The organism is Streptomyces sp. 5K101, assembly GCF_046506645.1.
In the GTDB taxonomy this organism is placed as follows: domain Bacteria; phylum Actinomycetota; class Actinomycetes; order Streptomycetales; family Streptomycetaceae; genus Streptomyces.
In genome coordinates, this window is sequence record NZ_JBKFFO010000001.1 from 323,971 (window position 1) to 340,978 (window position 17,008).

At 73.3% G+C, this 17,008-nt stretch carries 14 protein-coding genes; 7 read left to right on the forward strand and 7 right to left on the reverse strand.

Going from position 1 to position 17,008, the window contains the following annotated elements:
* The first annotated feature begins 142 nt into the window (after positions 1-142).
* From ACLB9X_RS01435 to ACLB9X_RS01445, 3 genes are read left to right on the forward strand one after another with little or no spacing between them, the layout of a single operon-like run.
* Positions 143-1,189: an AAA family ATPase gene (locus ACLB9X_RS01435; protein ID WP_410358316.1), complete on the forward strand. Its 1,047-nt coding sequence runs from the start codon at positions 143-145 to the stop codon at positions 1,187-1,189.
* The gene (locus ACLB9X_RS01440) at positions 1,189-2,559 is read left to right on the forward strand and encodes a DUF58 domain-containing protein (protein WP_410358317.1); all 1,371 of its coding nucleotides are present in this window, start codon (positions 1,189-1,191) and stop codon (positions 2,557-2,559) included. Before ACLB9X_RS01435 ends, ACLB9X_RS01440 begins: the two co-directional genes overlap by 1 nt.
* Positions 2,556-5,072, forward strand: a complete 2,517-nt coding sequence (locus ACLB9X_RS01445; protein ID WP_410358318.1) for a DUF3488 and DUF4129 domain-containing transglutaminase family protein — start codon at positions 2,556-2,558, stop codon at positions 5,070-5,072. The genes ACLB9X_RS01440 and ACLB9X_RS01445 overlap by 4 nt, the downstream gene beginning before the upstream one ends.
* Before the next feature lie 585 nt (positions 5,073-5,657).
* Here ACLB9X_RS01445 and ACLB9X_RS01450 read toward each other — a convergent pair.
* The 3 genes from ACLB9X_RS01450 to ACLB9X_RS01460 form a co-directional block, all read right to left on the reverse strand.
* Complete coding sequence (locus ACLB9X_RS01450) at positions 5,658-6,053, reverse strand: DUF3040 domain-containing protein (RefSeq protein ID WP_410358319.1); 396 nt, start codon at positions 6,051-6,053, stop codon at positions 5,658-5,660.
* 247 nt (positions 6,054-6,300) lie between these two features.
* Positions 6,301-7,089 carry a class I SAM-dependent methyltransferase gene (locus tag ACLB9X_RS01455; RefSeq protein ID WP_410358320.1) on the reverse strand — a complete coding sequence of 263 codons (789 nt, stop codon included), beginning with the start codon at positions 7,087-7,089 and terminating at the stop codon, positions 6,301-6,303.
* Between the two features lie 83 nt (positions 7,090-7,172).
* Positions 7,173-7,754, reverse strand: a complete 582-nt coding sequence (locus ACLB9X_RS01460) for an SAV_6107 family HEPN domain-containing protein (protein ID WP_410358321.1) — start codon at positions 7,752-7,754, stop codon at positions 7,173-7,175.
* A gap of 177 nt (positions 7,755-7,931) precedes the next feature.
* Here ACLB9X_RS01460 and ACLB9X_RS01465 point away from each other — a divergent pair, with 177 nt between their 5' ends.
* The 4 genes from ACLB9X_RS01465 to ACLB9X_RS01480 all read left to right on the forward strand — a co-directional run bounded on the left by ACLB9X_RS01465 (position 7,932) and on the right by ACLB9X_RS01480 (position 13,805).
* Positions 7,932-8,858, forward strand: a complete 927-nt coding sequence (locus ACLB9X_RS01465; RefSeq protein ID WP_410358322.1) for an ATP-binding cassette domain-containing protein — start codon at positions 7,932-7,934, stop codon at positions 8,856-8,858.
* A gap of 242 nt (positions 8,859-9,100) precedes the next feature.
* Positions 9,101-11,188 carry a YhgE/Pip family protein gene (locus ACLB9X_RS01470; protein WP_410358323.1) on the forward strand — a complete coding sequence of 696 codons (2,088 nt, stop codon included), beginning with the start codon at positions 9,101-9,103 and terminating at the stop codon, positions 11,186-11,188.
* Between the two features lie 29 nt (positions 11,189-11,217).
* Positions 11,218-11,832, forward strand: a complete 615-nt coding sequence (locus tag ACLB9X_RS01475) for a TetR/AcrR family transcriptional regulator (protein WP_410358324.1) — start codon at positions 11,218-11,220, stop codon at positions 11,830-11,832.
* A 476-nt stretch (positions 11,833-12,308) separates the two neighbouring features.
* The gene (locus ACLB9X_RS01480) at positions 12,309-13,805 is read left to right on the forward strand and encodes a phytoene desaturase family protein (protein ID WP_410358325.1); all 1,497 of its coding nucleotides are present in this window, start codon (positions 12,309-12,311) and stop codon (positions 13,803-13,805) included.
* Between the two features lie 76 nt (positions 13,806-13,881).
* Here the strand turns inward: ACLB9X_RS01480 and ACLB9X_RS01485 are convergent, their stop codons facing one another.
* The 4 genes from ACLB9X_RS01485 to ACLB9X_RS01500 form a co-directional block, all read right to left on the reverse strand.
* Complete coding sequence (locus ACLB9X_RS01485; protein ID WP_410358326.1) at positions 13,882-14,736, reverse strand: hypothetical protein; 855 nt, start codon at positions 14,734-14,736, stop codon at positions 13,882-13,884.
* A gap of 51 nt (positions 14,737-14,787) precedes the next feature.
* Positions 14,788-15,705, reverse strand: coding sequence for a methylenetetrahydrofolate reductase [NAD(P)H] (gene metF, locus ACLB9X_RS01490; protein WP_410358327.1), 918 nt, complete (start codon positions 15,703-15,705; stop codon positions 14,788-14,790).
* 146 nt (positions 15,706-15,851) lie between these two features.
* Entirely contained in the window at positions 15,852-16,502 is a 651-nt protein-coding gene (thiE, locus tag ACLB9X_RS01495) for a thiamine phosphate synthase (RefSeq protein ID WP_410358328.1), read from the reverse strand.
* Between the two features lie 99 nt (positions 16,503-16,601).
* On the reverse strand, positions 16,602-16,967 hold the full coding sequence (locus ACLB9X_RS01500; RefSeq protein ID WP_410358329.1) for an Rv2175c family DNA-binding protein: 366 nt from the start codon (positions 16,965-16,967) through the stop codon (positions 16,602-16,604).
* Positions 16,968-17,008 lie beyond the last annotated feature (41 nt).

Genomic DNA, 17,008 nt, shown 5'->3' on the forward strand with positions numbered 1-17,008 from the left:
AGGCAAGTGACACGACACGGTGACGCCAACAAGAATGCGGGTGTGACGCCGTCCGGAACGTTCCGGGGACGGTGTCCGTGTTTCGGGGTGGGCCGTGCCGTGTCATGCGCACAGGCCCTATGAACGGGCCGAGGAGGGCCGGGTGACGACCTATGACGATCGAGCGAGCCTCACGGATCTGACCACGACGGCGGAGCGTGTCCGCAGGTCGGTGGAGAGCGTGATCGAGGGCAAGCCTGAGGTCGTACGGCTTTCTCTGACGGTGCTGCTCGCCGAGGGACATCTGCTCATCGAGGATGTCCCGGGCGTGGGCAAGACGATGCTGGCCAAGGCGCTGGCGCGCTCCATCGACTGCTCGGTGCGGCGCATCCAGTTCACGCCGGACCTGCTGCCCTCGGACATCACCGGTGTGTCGGTCTTCGACCAGCAGCGGCGCGAGTTCGAGTTCAAGCCAGGCGCGATCTTTGCGCAGATCGTGATCGGCGACGAGATCAACCGCGCCTCTCCCAAGACCCAGTCCGCGCTGCTGGAGTCCTTGGAGGAGCGCCAGGTCACCATCGACGGGCACAGTTACGAGCTGCCCCACCCGTTCATGGTGGTCGCCACGCAGAACCCGGTGGAGATGGAGGGCACGTATCCGCTGCCGGAGGCCCAGCGCGACCGCTTCATGGCGCGCGTGTCCATCGGATACCCCAGCGCGGCCGCCGAGCTGCAGATGCTCGACGTGCACGGCGGCGTCTCGCCGCTGGACGATTTGCAGCCGGTGGCGCACGCCCACGACATCGTGAAGCTGATCGAGGCCGTCCGCGCGGTGCACGTCGCCGAGTCCGTCCGCAGGTACGCGGTGGACCTCGTCGCGGCCACCCGCAGTCACCCCGACCTGAGACTGGGCGCGTCCCCGCGCGCCACCCTGCACCTGCTGCGCGCCGCCAAGGCGTCCGCCGCGCTCAGCGGCCGGGAGTACGCCCTGCCCGACGACGTCCAGGCGCTGGCCGTTCAGGTGCTGGCGCACCGTCTGCTGCCCACGGCCCAGGCCCAGCTGAGCCGGCGCACCGCCGAGCAGGTCGTCCTGGACATCGTGCGGCGCACCCCCGTACCCACCACCGGCAGTGCCGACGGCTCCTATGTGACGGGCCCGCAGGGCCGGCCGCCGCTGTACGGGCAGCAGCCCGGCGCCCGGCGGCTGTGATGTCCGCCGCACGGCCCGCCGCTCCCCCGGGCCCGGAGGGCGAGGACAAGGGCGGAGTACGGGCCGCGCTCAGCGGGCTCACCACGCGCGGCCGTTCCTTCCTCGCCGCCGGAATGGCCGCCGCGGCCTGCGCGTACGTGTTGGGCCAGAGCGATCTGCTGCGGATCGGGCTGCTCCTGGCCGCCCTCCCGCTGATCTGCGTCGCCGTGCTCTACCGCACCCGCTACCGGGTCGCGGCGAGCCGCCGGCTGTCCCCCTTGCGGGTGCCGGCCGGCGCGGAGGCGCGCGTGTACCTGCGCATGGACAACGTCTCGCGGATGCCGACGAGTCTGCTGATGCTCCAGGACCACGTGCCGTACGTACTCGGCCCCCGCCCCCGGTTCGTGCTGGACCGGGTCGAGGCAGGCGGCCGCCGCGAGGTGTCCTACCGGGTGCGGTCCGACCTGCGGGGCCGGTATCCGCTCGGCCCGCTCCAGCTGCGCCTGAGCGACCCGTTCGGCATGTGCGAGCTGACCCGTTCCTTCAGCGCGTTCGACACCCTCACCGTCATCCCGCGCACCGAGGTGCTGCCCGCCGTGCCGCTGGCCGGCGAGGCGTCCGGCTACGGCGACGGCCGCCAGCGCACCCTGGCGCTGGCCGGTGACGACGACATCATCCCGCGCGCCTACCGCTACGGGGACGACCTGCGCCGGGTCCACTGGCGCTCGACCGCGCGCTACGGCGAGCTGATGGTCAGGCGCGAGGAGCAGCCGCAGCGCGCCCGGTGCACGGTCCTGCTGGACACCCGCCGGATCGCCTACCAGAGCGCGGGCCCGGACTCGGCCTTCGAATGGGCCGTCTCGGGGGCCGCGTCCGCGCTGGTGCACCTCCTGGAGCGCGGCTTCGCCGTCCGGCTGCTGACGGACACGGGCACCTCGGTGCCCGGCACCGGAGCCGACGGCTTCGCCGGCTCCCAGGAGTCCGCGGACTCCGCCGGACTGATGCTCGACACGCTCGCGGTCGTCGACCACTCCGACGGGGCGGGCCTGTCCCGGGCGATCGACGCCCTGCGCGGCGGCGACAGCAGCGGCAATGAAGGACTGCTCGTCGCGTTCTTCGGCGACCTCGACGAGGAACAGGCGGCGCTCGCCGCCCGGATGCGGCCGCGCAGCGGCGCCGCGGTCGCCTTCGTGCTGGACTCCGGGACGTGGGTGACCGGCGGCGCGGTGACGGGTGCGGTCGACGAGCGGCTGCGGCAGCTGCGCGAGGCGGGCTGGACGGCGCTGCCCGTGCGGCCGGGCACGCCGCTGACCGATCTGTGGCAGCAGGCGGGCCGGGAGCGCACCCAGTCTCCCAGCGGTACGAACGGGTTCTCGGGGGGTTGGTCATGAGCGGTCGGGCGAGGCTCGCCCTGTGCTCCTACGCCGCCACGCTGATGGCGGCGGGAGCGCTGCTGCCGCTGGTCGATCCGGCCGGCTGGATGCTGCAGGCGGCGTTCCTGCTGGCGCTGCAGAGCGGCGTCGGCGCGCTGGCCCGGCGGGTGCCGCTGGCCGGAGCGCTGACGATCGGCGCGCAGGCGCTGGTCACCCTGCTGGCGCTCACCGTGGTGTTCGTCCGCGAGGCGGCGATCCTCTGGCTGGTCCCCGGCCCGGAGGCGATCGCACGGTTCGGAGACCTGTTCGCCGCGGGCTACGACGACGTGAGCCGGTACGCGATTCCCGCGCCTGCCACCGACGGCATCCGGCTGATGCTGATCGGCGGGGTGCTGGTGATCGGTCTCGCGGTCGACGCGCTGGCCGTCACCTACCGCAGCGCCGCCCCGGCCGGTCTGCCGCTGCTGGCCCTCTACACGGTCGCGGCGGGTCTGTCCGACGGCGGGGCGGGCTGGCTCTGGTTCCTGCTGGCCGCCTCCGGCTACCTCCTGCTCCTGCTGGCCGAGGGCCGCGACAGGCTCTCCCAGTGGGGACGTGTGTTCGGCGGACCCGCGCCGAACCGGGCCCGGCCCGGCAGCCCGGTCGAGTCGGGCGGGGCGGCTCACGCCCCGGTCCGCACCGGCCGGCGCATCGGCGCGGTCGCGCTGGGCGTCGCCCTCGTCGTACCGGCCGCGCTGCCCGCTCTGGACGGCGGCCTGTTCGACGGGACGGGCAGCGGTCCGGGCGGCGGCGGGGGCGGCGGGGGCACGATCTCCGCGGTCAACCCGCTGGTCTCGCTGCAGGACAGCCTCAACCAGCCGCAGGACCGCGAGGTGCTGCGCTACCGCACCAATGCGCCCGACACCCAGGGCATGTACCTGCGCATCGTCGCCCTCGACCGCTTCGACGGCACCGCGTGGCGCTCCTCCGAGCGCAAGGTGCAGGGCGTGCCGGACCGGCTGCCGGAGCCGGACGGGCTGAGTCCGGCGGTGGGGGTCACCGAGATCAAGACGAACCTGTCGGCCGCCGATTCGTACAAGCAGAGCTGGCTGCCGATGCCCTATCCGGCCACGCAGGTGGCCATCGGCGGGCGCTGGCGGTACGAGCCGGCCGGGCGGACCCTGGTCGGCGACCGCGGCCAGACGACCGGCGGCGTGCAGTACTCGGTCAACAGCCTGGTCCTGCGGCCCACGCGGGAGCAGCTCGCCCGGGCGATGGCACCGCCGTCCGAACTGAAGCGCGAGTACACCCAGGTGCCCGACGTCCTGCCGGAGTCGGTCAAGGAGACCGCGCTGCGGGTGACCAGGGGCTCCGCGAACGACTTCGAGCGGGCGACGAAGCTCCAGGAGTGGTTCGCCGAGGACGGCGGCTTCACGTACAACACCCAGGTCCGCTCCGGCACGGGCGTCGCCGCGATCAACCGCTTCCTGACGCAGAAGGAGGGCTTCTGCGTCCACTTCTCGTTCTCGATGGCCGCGATGGCCCGGACGCTGGGCATTCCGGCGCGGGTGGCGGTGGGCTTCACGCCGGGCAGCCCGCAGTCCGACGGCACGATGTCGGTCGGTCTGCGCGACGCGCACGCCTGGCCCGAGCTGTACTTCGAGGGTGTGGGCTGGACCAGGTTCGAGCCGACCCCGACCCGCGGCTCGGTCCCGGAGTACGCGCAGGAGCAGGCGCCGTCGGGCAGTGCCACCGACCCGGCGCGGCCGGAGGCCGGTGACACGGCGGAGCCGTCGGCGCGGCCGACCGCCCCGGACGCCTGCCCGGAGCACGAGCGCCGCCTCGGCGAGTGCGGGGCGGCCGCGCCGCGCGACATCGAGCAGCAGACCGACGCGGGCTTCCCCTGGCAGGCGGTGCTCTTCACGAGCCTGGGCGTGGTCGCGGGGCTGGTCCTGCTCCTGCTGCCGCTGCTGTGGCGGATCTCCACGAGGACGCGGCGGCTGAGCGCGGTGGGGCAGACGCCGCCGAAGCCGGGCGCCAAGTCCGGCGCGAAATCCGGGCGGAAGGGTGCCGGGGCCGTCGATCCCGTCGGTGCCGGTGCTCTCGCTCACGCCGGCGGTCTCGTGGCACCGGTGGACGATCCGGCGGGGACGCTGGCGGTGTGGCAGGAGATCACGGACACGGCCTGGGACCTCGGCATCCTGCCCGACGAGTCGCAGACGCCTCGGAAGGCCGCGGCCCGCATCGTCCGGCTGGGCAAGCTGACGGACGAGCCGGCGGCGGCGATGCACCGCACGGCCCGGGCGGTCGAGCAGGTCCTGTACGCCCCCGCCCCGCGTCCGGCCACGGGACTGGCGGACGACGCCTACCTGATCCGGGCGGGCCTGCGGGAGGGTGTGAACCGGTGGACCCGGCTGCGGGCGCTGCTGCTGCCGCGGTCGTCGGTACGGGTGGTCTGGGCACTGTCCTCCCGCTGGGAGTCCCTCCGCCCCCGCCTCACGCTCCCGGAGTGGCTGACGCGCTTCCCCCGCCCGACCCGCCAACGGGGCTGAGCCGACGCCGCCTCGGCCGAGGCGGAGACCGTGACCCGGGGGCGGGCTGTGGGCCCGCGAGGCCCGGCCCCAGGACGCCCGGCCCACGCCGGGCCAGGGCCGGGGGGGGTGTCGGCCCGGGCGAGGCCTCGGCGAGGCGGAGACGTGGACCCGGGCGCGGGTCCCGGACGGGCGTCGGCCCGGGTCGGGTCGGGCCCGGGGTGCCCGGACGGCGTCCGCCCGGGCGAGGCATCGGCGAAGCGGAGACCTGAACCCGGGCGTGGGCCCCGTGAGCCCGGAAGGCCGGAGCCCTGGCCCGGCCCACGCCGGGCCAGGGCCTTGGGCGGGCGTCGGCCCGGGGGCAACCAGGGCGGGCGTCGGCTCGGCCATGTCTCGCGCCAAGAACGGTGCACGCACGGAGTGGGCAACGGCTCGGGCTGGCCTGGGCCCGGGCGGCTGTCGCCCCCCTGAGGCCCCCGGGTCTCGTCCTAGGGCCAGAGGCACGGCGGGACCGGCCCTGTCGCGGAACGAGGTGCACGCACGGATGAGGGGCGACGCTTTACGCGTCGCCCCTCATCCGTGCGTGTCGGTCCGGCAGCCGCCGGATCACTGGCCCTGTTGCTCGTCGCGGCGGCGCTGCCACCGCTCTTCGATCCTGTTCATCATCGACCGTCGCGGGTGGGACTGCCGGCGCCCGGCCGAACCTCCAGGGGCCTGCTGCTCGCCCGGCTTCGGCGCCTTGCGCCACCCGGTGACCGCGAGAACCGCGCAGCCGAGCATCACGAGGAAACCCACGACGCTGATCCAGATCTGCTGCGCGACCATTCCGGCCATGAGGAGCGCGATACCCACCAGGAAGCCTGCGACTGCCTGGTAGACCCGTCGCCGGGTGTACGTACGCAGCCCGCTTCCCTCGAGCGCTGTAGCGAACTTGGGATCTTCGGCGTACAGCGCTCGCTCCATCTGCTCGAGCATTCGCTGCTCGTGCTCCGAGAGCGGCACGGAGTCCTCCTCGTCGTCGGTCGCGGGGGCGACCGGTATGCGGCCCTTTCAGGATAGGCAGGGTTTCGCCCCCGTGAAACCCGCCCTCTCACCAAACCAGTCCGGGCCGCCATGCCCGATCGAAGTTACTGAAGCGTTGATTCCCCAACCTCCGATCCGTCATGCCGGACGGTGTCCCCCGATCATACGGGGCGAAGCCCCCGATCGGGGGGTCTGTGGCCTACTCCGTCTGCGGCTGCGCCGCTGATCAGCCCCGCTTCTCTCCCAGGACGTGCAGCTGGGTGGCCACGGAGTGGAACGCGGCGAGCTCGGCAGCGGCCTCCTCCAGCTTCAGGAGCGCTTCCAGGGCACCGGGCTCCGTGTCGACCAGGACCCCCGGGACCAGGTCGGCGAAGATCCGCACGCCGTGGACGGCGGAGACCTCCGCCCCGGCACCGGCGACCAGCTCGGTGAGCTGGTCGGCGGTGAACCGGCGCGGCACCGGGTCGCCCGTGCCCCAGCGCCCGTCGGGGTCGCTCAGCGCCTGGCGCGCCTCGGTGAAGTGACCGGCCAGCGCCCGGGCCAGGACCGCGCCGCCGAGGCCGGCGGCGAGCAGGCTGATCGCCCCGCCCGGCCGCAGGGCGTCCACGGCGTTGCGCACGCCCTCGGCCGGGTCGTCCACGTATTCCAGGACGCCGTGGCACAGCACGGCGTCGAAGCTGCCGCGCTCGACGACGTCGAACACGCCGTGGACGTCTCCCTGGACGCCGCGCACCCGGTCCGCGACCCCGGCCTCGGCCACCCTGCGCTCCAGGGCGAACAGCGCGTTCGGGCTGGGGTCGACGACCGTGACGCGGTGGCCGAGGCGGGCGAGGGGCACCGCGAACCTACCGGTGCCGCCGCCGGTGTCGAGGACGTCCAGGGACTCCGTACCGGCCGCCTTGACCCGGAGGTCGATGGCGTCCTTGAGGACTTCCCAGACCACGGCGGTGCGGAGCGAGGCGCGGGAGGGTCGCGGTGGGGTCTCCCCACCGGAGGCAGGGGAAGGGTCCGGCACGGCAGTTGACTCCTCGGACGATGTGCTGGTGAGACGCCGTCCACCCTATTGCCTTCACCGGTCCCGCAGCGCTCCGTCTCCTCTCACGACTCCTCCCGTCCCGTCCCGAAGGTCCCGCCGGGCCGCTGCGCCGCCTGCGGCCGCTGATGCGGGTGGTCGGCCCTCGGTTGCGGCAGCACCGGCTGCAGCACCAGCAGCCGCTCGACGAGGCGCAGGAACATGGCGGCGTCGCGCAGCAGGTCGTCGGCGTCACGGGCGCTGGCCGCGCCCCGTATCCCGGCCTCGGCCCGGGCACGGCGCTCCGCGCCCGAGGCGAAAAGCAGGCTCCACTCGGCCAGCTCGGGCGCTATCTCGGGCAGGACCTCCCAGGCACTGCGGATGCGCTGCCGGCGGCGGGGACTGGTCTCCGGCCGGCCACGGGCGGCGAGCACGGCGGCGGCGGTGCGGAGCGCCGCGAGATGGGCTGTGGCATAGCGCTCGTTCGGAACGTCCAGGACGGCGGCCTCCTCCAGACCGGCGCGCGCCTGGGCGAGCAGGTCGAGCGCGGCGGGCGGCGCCGAGGCGCGTCGCAGGACGGGGTGGACGTCGTGAGCGGGACCGGTCAGTGAGGGGGCAGGGCCGGTGGCGCGGCGCCGGGACGCGGCAGCTGCGGAGTGGCTGGCCATGACGAGCCTCCTGTCGTCGTGTGACGGCACTGCGGCCGTATGTGTCCATCGTGAGGGCCACCACTGACAATCCGCCCCGACCTGCGACTTTGCCTCGATCAAGGCTTCGGGGTAGCTTCTGTACTGACCAGTCAGTCCAAAGAATGGGCGGCAGTGCGCGAACAGGGGGTGGGGGCCGTGGAGCGCCCGCACGGGGCGGCAGTGGCCGCCGACGGGTTCGGACTCAAAGGGCCGCGCGGCTGGGCCTTCCGCGCGGTCGTCGTCGACGCCGCGCCCGGGTCGCTGGTCGCGATCGAGGGCCCGTCGGGGTCGGGGCGCACGTGCCTGCTTCTCGCGCTCACCGGCCGGATGCGCCCCTCCGCGGGCCGTGCCGAGGTCGGCGGGCTGGAGCTGCCGCGCAGGATGGCGGCCGTCCGGCGGATCAGCGCGCTCGGCCCGGTGCCGGGCGTCAGCGACCTCGATCCCGCGCTGACCGTCGCCGAGCACCTCCGCGAACGCACTCTGCTGCAGCGCCGCTTCGACGGCTCGCTGCGCGCGCTGCTGCGTCCGCGCGGCGAGCGGGCGGCCGAGGCACGGGGACGCATCGACGGCGCGCTGGAGGCCGCCGGGCTGGACCTGGCGACACTGCCAAAGCAGGAACGGACGGCCGTACGCGACCTGGAACGGCTGGAGGAGCTGCGGCTGTCCGTCGCGCTCGCGCTGATCGGTCGCCCTCGGCTGCTCGCCGTCGACGACACGGACCTGAAACTCTCCGACGCCGACCGCGCGGAGGCGTGGGCGCTGCTGCGCGCGATCGCCGACAGCGGCACCACCGTGCTGGCGGTGTGCAGCCAGGCCCCGCAGGACGCGACCGTGGTCCGCACGGGCCCAGCGCCGGCCGGGGACCCGGCGGACGCAGCCGGTCCCTCGGCCGAGAAGCCCTCGGCCACGCCCGGCACCACCCGCACCGCCGCTGCCGACGGTTCCGACGGTTCCGACGGTTCCAACGAGGCCACCGTCGCCGCCGACCGCCGCGAACACGCCAGGCGCCGCTGCGTCGCCACCCGCCTCCGCCGCGTCCCCGGGCAGTACCACGTGCGCCCACGGCTCACCCGACAGCGATGACACGGCCCGGACAGCCGAGGCCGGACAGGCCGCCGAGGCCAGTGGCACGACCGGCCCCCGTACCGACCCCGACGCCGATCCCACCGCACGGACCCACGCCGGCGAGCCGGGCGACCGGGCCCGGGCCGGCGAGCCCGGCGACCCCGCCGAGGCCACACACGCCGACGAGGACCAAAAGGCCACTCGCGCCGCCGAAGCCACGCCGCGCGATCACCAGGACACGACCGAGGAGGGGGCGGCCGATGCGATCGCCGAAACTGGCCGCGCTTGAGCTGAGGCGCTTCGGCAGGGGAAAGCTGCCGCGCGCCGCGCTCGTCGCCGTACTGCTGCTGCCGCTGCTGTACGGGGCGCTGTACCTGTGGTCCTTCTGGGACCCGTACAGCCGTCTCGACAAGATCCCCGCCGCCCTCGTCAACGACGACAGGGGGGCAACCGCCGGCGGCAAGAAGGTCAGCGCCGGCGACGAGATAACCGAGGGCCTGCGCGACAGCGAGGTCTTCGAGTGGCACGAGGTGAGCGACGCCGAGGCCCGCGAGGGCGTAGAGGACGGCACGTACTACCTCTCGCTGACCATGCCCGAGGACTTCAGCAAGCGGATCGCCTCCAGCTCGGGCGACTCTCCCGAGACGGGCGCACTCCGGGTCCGTACCAACGACGCCAACAACTACATCGTCGGGCAGATCTCCCGCACCGTGTTCTCCGAGGTGCGCACGGCCGCGTCGACGAACGCCTCGCGCGGCTTCCTGGACCGCATCTTCATCTCGTTCTCCGACATCCACGACGCCACCGCGGAGGCGGCCAAGGGCGCCGACACGCTCAAGGACGGCGTCGGCAAGGCGAAGAAGGGGTCGAAGGACCTCGCCGACGGCCTCAAGGACGCGAAGGCCGGCAGCGGAGAGCTGGCGGGCGGCATCACGAAGCTGAACAAGGGCGCCGGCGAGCTGGAGACCGGTTCCCGGCAGGTGGCCGCCGGCACCCAGGAGCTGGCCGACAAGGTCAACGGCATCGCCGCCGACATCCGTCCGTACCTCAAGGACAACGGCAGGTCCATCGGCGACACCGCCCGCCTCGTGGCGGACTCCTCCCGCGCGGTGCGCCACAACCTGGACGTCCTCGCGAAGAACGCTCCCGCCACGGCCCGGCTCGCCCACAAGTCGGCCGACGAGCTGAGCGAGATGTACCGCACGCACTGCGAGGAGAACCTGCTCCCCGACCCCGGCTTCTGCCCCGCCCTCAAGCGCGCCGAGGTCACCGCCGCCGACGTGGCCGCGATCGCCGACGACGTGAACGCGCTCGTCGCCGACAACAACGGCGACCTGAAGGCGATGACCGGTCACCTCAAGAAGCTCGAGAAGCAGGCGGACGACCTCGCCGCGCGCTCACCGCGGCTGGACGAGGACCTGGACTACGCCGTCGGGAAGATCAACGAGCTCAACAAGGGCGCGCACAAGGTCGCCCGGGGAGCCGACCGGCTGCACACCGGCCTGACCAGCGCGAAGTCCGGTTCCGCGGATCTCGACGCGGGTGTCGGCCGGCTCGAGAAGGGCGCGGGCGATCTGGACGGCGGGCTGTTCCGGCTGTCCGGGGGTTCCAAGGAACTCGCCGACGGGCTGCACGACGGCGTCGGCAGGATCCCGGACTACGACAAGAAGGACCGCGACCGGCGTACGGAGGTCATGGCCGACCCGGTCCAGCTGGCCGCCCAGTCGCTGCACAAGGCGCCCAACTACGGCACGGGCTTCGCGCCCTACTTCATCCCGCTGTCCCTGTGGGTGGGGTCCATGGTCGCGTACATGATCATCCAGCCGCTGAACCGGCGGGCACTCGCCGCGGGCGCCTCCGCCTGGCGGATCGCGCTGGCCGGCTGGCTGCCGGTGGCCGCGATCGGTCTGCTGCAAGTCGCCGCGCTGATGTCCGTGCTGCACTGGGGACTTGGGCTGCGAGCCGCGCGTGCCGCAGGCGCCGCCGCCTTCCTGGCACTGGTCACCTGCTGTTTCGCCGCGATCATCCAGTGGCTCAACGCCCGCTTCGGAGCGGCCGGCCGGATCCTCGTCCTCGCGGTGCTGATGCTCCAGCTGACGAGCGCGGGCGGCACCTACCCGGTCCAGACGAGCCCCGCGTTCTTCAACGCCATCCACCCCTTCCTGCCGATGAGTTACGTGGTCGAGGCGCTGCGCCGGCTCATCACGGGCGGCGGGCTCGGACCGGTGTGGCAGGCGAGCCTCGTGCTGGCGGCCTTCACCGCGGGCGCCCTCGCACTCACCGCGGTCTCCGCCCGGCGCAAGCAGGTGTGGACACTCGACCGGCTGCACCCCGAGCTGAGTCTGTGACAGCGGTGCGACCTGTGAGAATCGACGCCATGGACAGCACGAGCACCAGACGCCGGGCGACGCGGGCCAAGCTCTACGAGGCCGCCGTGACCCTCATCGCCGAGCAGGGGTTCTCCGCCACCACGGTGGACGAGATCGCCGAGCGTGCCGGGGTCGCCAAGGGCACGGTGTACTACAACTTCAAGAGCAAGACCGAGCTCTTCGAGGAGTTGCTCCGCTTCGGCGTCGGCCTGCTGACCTCCTCGCTGCAGCAGGCGGCGGACGAGACGGCCGAGCGCGGCGGCACCAAGGTCGAGGCGCTGGACGCGATGATCAGGGCCGGTCTCGTGTTCATCGACCGCTATCCGGCCTTCACCCAGCTGTACGTGGCCGAGCTGTGGCGCACCAACCGGGCCTGGCAGTCCACGCTGCTCGTCGTCCGGCAGCAGGCGGTGGCCGTCGTGGAGAGGGTGCTGCGGGAGGGCGTCGAGGCGGGCGAGTTGAGTGATGAGATCGACGTCCCGCTCACGGCCGCCGCCCTGGTCGGCATGGTGCTGGTGGCGGCGCTCGACTGGCAGGCGTTCCAGCGGGAGCGGTCGCTCGACGACGTGCACGGGGCCCTGTCGCTGCTGCTGCACGGGCGGGTGAGCGGGCGACGCGACTGACACGCGAGGGCCCGGCCGGATGTTCCGGCCGGGCCTCGCCTGCGTCCCCCGTGTCCCCCGTTTCTGTTCCCCGTTCCCCTGGTCCCCCGTTTCCCTCGATCCCCCTCGTCCCCCGTTCCCCCTGGTCCCCCGCGGTCCGGAGAGCCCGTCCCCCGTTCGTTCCCCCGTGGTCGTGGGCTCTCCGGAGTTCTCCCCGTTCGGCAGGGGTGCCGCGCCGTTCCGAAGCCCCGTGTCGTCGGTGCCGGCGCCGCGCCCCTCCCGCGATCTCCACTCTTCCCTCCGCGCAGGTGGCACCCCATCCGCGCGGGTACTCATCTCGCCACCTGAGTACGGATACTCAGCCCTGTGTGCGGGGCCCCACCGCGACCCCCCGGGTCTGGTCGCGATCACGTCCGTCTCCGTACTCACCTCCGGTCGCCGCAGTTGTCCACAGGCCACGGGAGGGAGTGTCGGGGGCGGTCGATAAAGTCGGGCGCATGGCACGAATTGCGGTGATCGGCGCCGGCATGGGCGCGATGGCGGCTGCCGCCCGGCTGGCCACGGCGGGCCACCGGGTGACGGTGTACGAGCGGTCGGCGACCCACGGGGGGTCGGTGGGCCGCTTGTCGCGCGACGGCTTCGCCTTCGACACCGGACCCGGACTCCTCCACCTGCCCGCCGTCTGGCGCGACCTGTTCGTCAAGACGGGCAAGGAGCCGCTGGAGCGGTGCGTCGAGCTGACCCAGGTCGATCCCGCGAGCCGGCACGTCTTCCCCGACGGCACGGAGGTCTCCCTGCCGAACGCCTCGCGGTCCGGCATCGTCTCCGCGCTCGACGCCGCCCTGGGGTCCGGCGCCGGTGAGCGCTGGGGCGAATTCCTCGGGCGGGCGCGCGAGACGTGGGAGCGTTCGCGGCGGCCATTGCTGGAGGAGCCGCTGCCCGCCGACCGCTCGCCGCTCTCGCGGGACCCCTATCCGGCGCTGCGCCGCGGCGTGTTCCGGCGTCCCGCCCGCACGCTCGGCGAGATCGGCGAGCGGGAGCTGCGCGATCCACGCCTGGCCGCGCTTCTGGGCAGCCATGCGGTGGCGTACGGGCTGGATCCGCGCACCGCGCCGGCGTCGGCCGCCGTCCTGCCGTACATGGAGCAGACCTTCGGCTCGTGGTACGTGCGGGGCGGACTGCGCGCGCTCGCGGACGCGGTGTACGAGCGGTGCCTGGCCCGGAAGGTGGAGTTCGTCTTCGGGGCGGCGGTGACGGGCGTGCTGGAGAAGGACGGCCGGGCGGCGGGCCTGGAGCTCGCTTCCGGCGACCCGGTCGAGGCGGACGCGGTGGTCTGCGGCGCTCTGCTGCCGTCCCTGTTCGAGGCGCACATCGGGCGGCCGAGCCGCCGGGACGAGTGGCCGCACTGGCAGCCGCGGGTGCGGACCGGGCGGGTGACCGTGCACCTCGCCCTGCGGGGCGGCCGGGAGGCCGCCGCCGTGCACCGCACCGTGGTGCACGCGCCGGACCCGGCGGCCGAGTGGGACGCGATCGCGTCCGGGCGCACGGCCCCGCGCCCGACGGTGACGGTCCTGCGGCCCGACGACCCGCTGCTGCGGCCGGACGACGACCACGAGAGCGTCACGCTGATCGCCACCGTGCCGAGCGGCCTGCACGGCGGGCAGAGCTGGGCGGAGGCCGCCGAGCAGGCCGCGGACCGGATGGTGGAAGCCGCCGGGGCCGCGGTGCCGGACCTGCGCGAGCGGATCCTGTGGCGCGAGGTCCGCAGCCCCGAGGACATCCGGCGCGAGACGGGCGCGGACCGGATCCCGGCCCCGGCGCTCGCGGGCGCGTCCGGCGCCTTCCTGCCCGCGGCGAACACCGTGGCTCTGTCCGGGCTCTACGTCGCCGGGGGCTGGGCGCACCCGGGCGGCGGCCTGGCGCATGCGGGGATGTCGGGGGCACTGGTGGCCGGGCTGATCGTGGAGGGCGCGGAGTTCCGCGGCTCGCAGTGACACGGGTGCGGGACAGGGCCGGCGCCCCCGCCGGCCCGTGGCCGCGCGGGTTCCTCAGCAGCGGTCCTGCTGCTCGTCAGTAGCGGTACTGCTGCTCATTGTGGCCGGATCCCGCGTCGTAGCCGTACGGCGACGGCTGTTCCTGCGGCATCGGGGGCATCTGCTGGTCGCCGTCGCGCTGCTCGGGCACCCAGACCCCGCCCGGCGGCGTCTCGCCGTACTGCTGCGCGTAGGGGTCGGCGTACGGCTGCTGCGCGCCGTAGGCGTCGTAGCCGCCGTAGGAGGCCGCGTACTGCTGTCCGCCGGCGTACGGGTCCGAGTAGGCCGGGTAGTCCTGGCCCGAGCCGAAGTCGTACTGGCCGCCGTGGCCGACCTGCTGGTGCTGCCCGTAGGGGTCGTACGCGCCGTAGCCGGTGGGGTCGGCGCCGTACGGGGCGTAGGACTGGTGCGGTGCCTGTTCCTGCTGCCGTGCCGCGTAGGCGTCGTCGGTGTAGATGCCGTACTGACCGGTTTCGTCGGGCAGCGGCTGGGGCTCGTAGACCTCGGGTGCCTCGGGGGCGTGCGGCGGCTCGGCCGTGGGCGGCTCGGAGGACTCGTACGAGAGGTCCGAGACCTCCAGTGTCGGCTCCCGTTCGGTGTTCACCGGGGCGGACCTGCGGCGCCTGCTGACCCCCGGGCTGCCGCCCAGCGCCCAGCCTGTGGAGAAGCCGCGCCGGAAGGAGAGCGTCACAAACGTCTGTCCGACCGCGAAGGCGGCCGCACCGAGCGCGATCACCACGACGGAGGTCAGCAGCACGCCCACGACAACGCCGAGGAACCCCGCGAAGGCAAGAACGCGCCAGCGCAGTCGTGCCTTGTACTGCAGCAGCACCTCACCGAGCAGCCACAACGCGACGATGCCGAACGCGATGTAGAGGACCGTCCAGCCCATGCCCGCCCCTCTCCTGCGGCCGCCGCCCGGGGTTGTGGCGGGTGTGGCCGGTCAGGACTGCTGGTGCAGTCCGAGATTCTCGTGGATCTCGAGCGTCGCCATGGAGTTGTTGAGCGTGATGAAGTGCAGTCCCGGGACACCTTCGGACAGCAGCCGTGCGCAGAACTCCGTCGCGAACTCGATGCCAATGGAGCGTACAGCGGCCGGATCGTCCTTGACCGAGAGGATCCGGTCCCGGAGTGATTCGGGGAAGGCGGCGGTGCTCAGCTGCGGAAGCCGCTCCAGCTGCTTCACGCTGGTCACGGGCATGACCTCGGGGATGATCGGGGTCTCGCAGCCGGCCGCGGCGAGGCGTTCGCGGAGCCGGAAATAGTTTTCGGGCTCGAAGAACATCTGCGTGATGGCGTAGTCGGCGCCCGCACGGCACTTGTCCACGAAGTGCCGGATGTCCGTGTCCCAGTCGGTGGAACGCGGGTGCATCTCGGGGAAGGCCGCGACGCCGACGCAGAAGTCGCCGGACTCCTTGATGAGCCGGACCAGCTCGGCGGCGTACGTCACGCCCTCGGGGTGCTTGCCCCACTCCCCCATCGGGTCGCCGGGCGGGTCGCCGCGCAGCGCGAGGATGTTGCGGATGCCCGCGTCGGCGAACTGGCCGATCATGTTGCGCAGTTCGGCGACGGAGTGGCCGACGGCGGTGAGGTGGGCGACGGGGGTGAGCGTGGAGTCGGCGGCGATCTTCTGCGTGGCCTTCACGGTGCCGGCGCGGGTGGAGCCGCCGGCACCGTAGGTGACGGAGACGAAGTCGGGCGCGACGGCCTCGACCCTGCGCAGCGCGTTCCAGAGGTTCTTCTCGCCCTTGTCCGTCTTGGGCGAGAAGAACTCGAAGGAGTACGTCGTCTCGCCTGTCGCGAGCATGTCGCGCACGGTGCGTGCGCGATCCGTCCTGGTGGAAGCAGTGCCGAGGGCCATACGGGCAGGTTAGCCAGGCGGGACGGATCACCCAACCAGATCAGGGGATTTTGTCGCCTTTTGTCCGCCTCGTGTCCATACTCTGGACACTCGTGAGACGACTCGGCGACGCCGGCGGTCTCCGGCTGCCGGGGTCCTCCCGCCGATCAGGCGCTGCGCTCCCTGATCCGCTTCGCCAGATCGGCGGCCGCCGCGGCCGGATCGTCGGCCTCCGTGATCGCGCGTACGACGACGACCCTGCGGGCCCCCGCGTCCAGCACCTCGTCCAGGTTGGACGCGTCGATGCCGCCGATCGCGAACCAGGGCCGCTCGCTCCCCAGCGAGGCCGCGTAGCGCACGAGGCCGAGGCCCGGGGCGAAGCGGCCGGGCTTGGTGGGGGTGGGCCAGCAGGGACCGGTGCAGAAGTAGTCGACGCCCGGCTCGGCGGCGGCCGCGTCCACCTCTGCCTCGGCGTGCGTCGAGCGGCCGATGAGCACCTGGTCGCCGAGGATGGCCCGCGCGGCGGGGACGGGCAGGTCGCCCTGGCCCAGGTGCAGCACGTCCGAGCCGATGGCGTGGGCCACGTCCGCCCGGTCGTTGACCGCGAGGAGCTTGCCGTGCCGCCGGCAGGCGTCGGCGAAGACCTGCAGGTGTTCCAGCTCCTCGCCCGCCTCCATGCCCTTGTCGCGCAGCTGGACGACGTCGACGCCGCCGGCGAGCACGGCGTCCAGGAACGCCGCCAGGTCGCCCTGGCGCTTCCGGGCGTCGGTGCAGAGATACAGGCGGGCGTCGCCGAGCAGTTCGCGAGCCGTGGACATGGTGCTTCCCCCCGCAGGATGGGTGATGAGCGGCGCGCGGGTGCGGGCCGGGGCCGTGCGGCTCCCGCCCGCACCACGCGCTCCGATGGGACGACGGCGTCAGACGGCGAGCGCCTGCGCCCGGCGCTTCACCTCCGTGCCGCGATTCTCGCTCAGCGCCTGCGCCGGGGTCCCCGGCAGGGTCGGGTCCGGAGTGAACAGCCACTCCAGCATCTCTTCGTCGGTGAAGCCGTCGTCCCGCAGGAGCGTCAGGGTCCCGGAGAGGCCCTTGACCACCTTGGTGCCGTCGATGAAGGCGGCAGGCACCTGCAGTGTCCTGTTCTCACCACGGCGGACGGCGATCAGCTGGCCCTCCTTGACCAGCTGCCGCACGCGCGTCACCTCGACATCGAGCATTTCCGCGATGTCGGGCAGGTGAAGCCAGGCGGGGACGAGAGCATCGATCTTTGCGTCAATCTCGGTCACAGGAACAAGCCTGCCATCTGCGACTGACAGCCGGTAGCCGA

What these genes read in the sequence shown, in the direction of transcription:
- ACLB9X_RS01445 (WP_410358318.1), top strand. Translation starts at nt 2,556, where the DNA reads ATGAGCGGTCGGGCGAGGCTCGCCCTGTGCTCCTACGCCGCCACGCTG.
- ACLB9X_RS01440 (WP_410358317.1), top strand. Translation starts at nt 1,189, where the DNA reads ATGTCCGCCGCACGGCCCGCCGCTCCCCCGGGCCCGGAGGGCGAGGAC.
- ACLB9X_RS01460 (WP_410358321.1), bottom strand. Translation starts at nt 7,754, where the DNA reads ATGGCCAGCCACTCCGCAGCTGCCGCGTCCCGGCGCCGCGCCACCGGC.
- ACLB9X_RS01485 (WP_410358326.1), bottom strand. Translation starts at nt 14,736, where the DNA reads ATGGGCTGGACGGTCCTCTACATCGCGTTCGGCATCGTCGCGTTGTGG.
- ACLB9X_RS01475 (WP_410358324.1), top strand. Translation starts at nt 11,218, where the DNA reads ATGGACAGCACGAGCACCAGACGCCGGGCGACGCGGGCCAAGCTCTAC.
- ACLB9X_RS01470 (WP_410358323.1), top strand. Translation starts at nt 9,101, where the DNA reads ATGCGATCGCCGAAACTGGCCGCGCTTGAGCTGAGGCGCTTCGGCAGG.
- metF (WP_410358327.1), bottom strand. Translation starts at nt 15,705, where the DNA reads ATGGCCCTCGGCACTGCTTCCACCAGGACGGATCGCGCACGCACCGTG.
- ACLB9X_RS01480 (WP_410358325.1), top strand. Translation starts at nt 12,309, where the DNA reads ATGGCACGAATTGCGGTGATCGGCGCCGGCATGGGCGCGATGGCGGCT.
- thiE (WP_410358328.1), bottom strand. Translation starts at nt 16,502, where the DNA reads ATGTCCACGGCTCGCGAACTGCTCGGCGACGCCCGCCTGTATCTCTGC.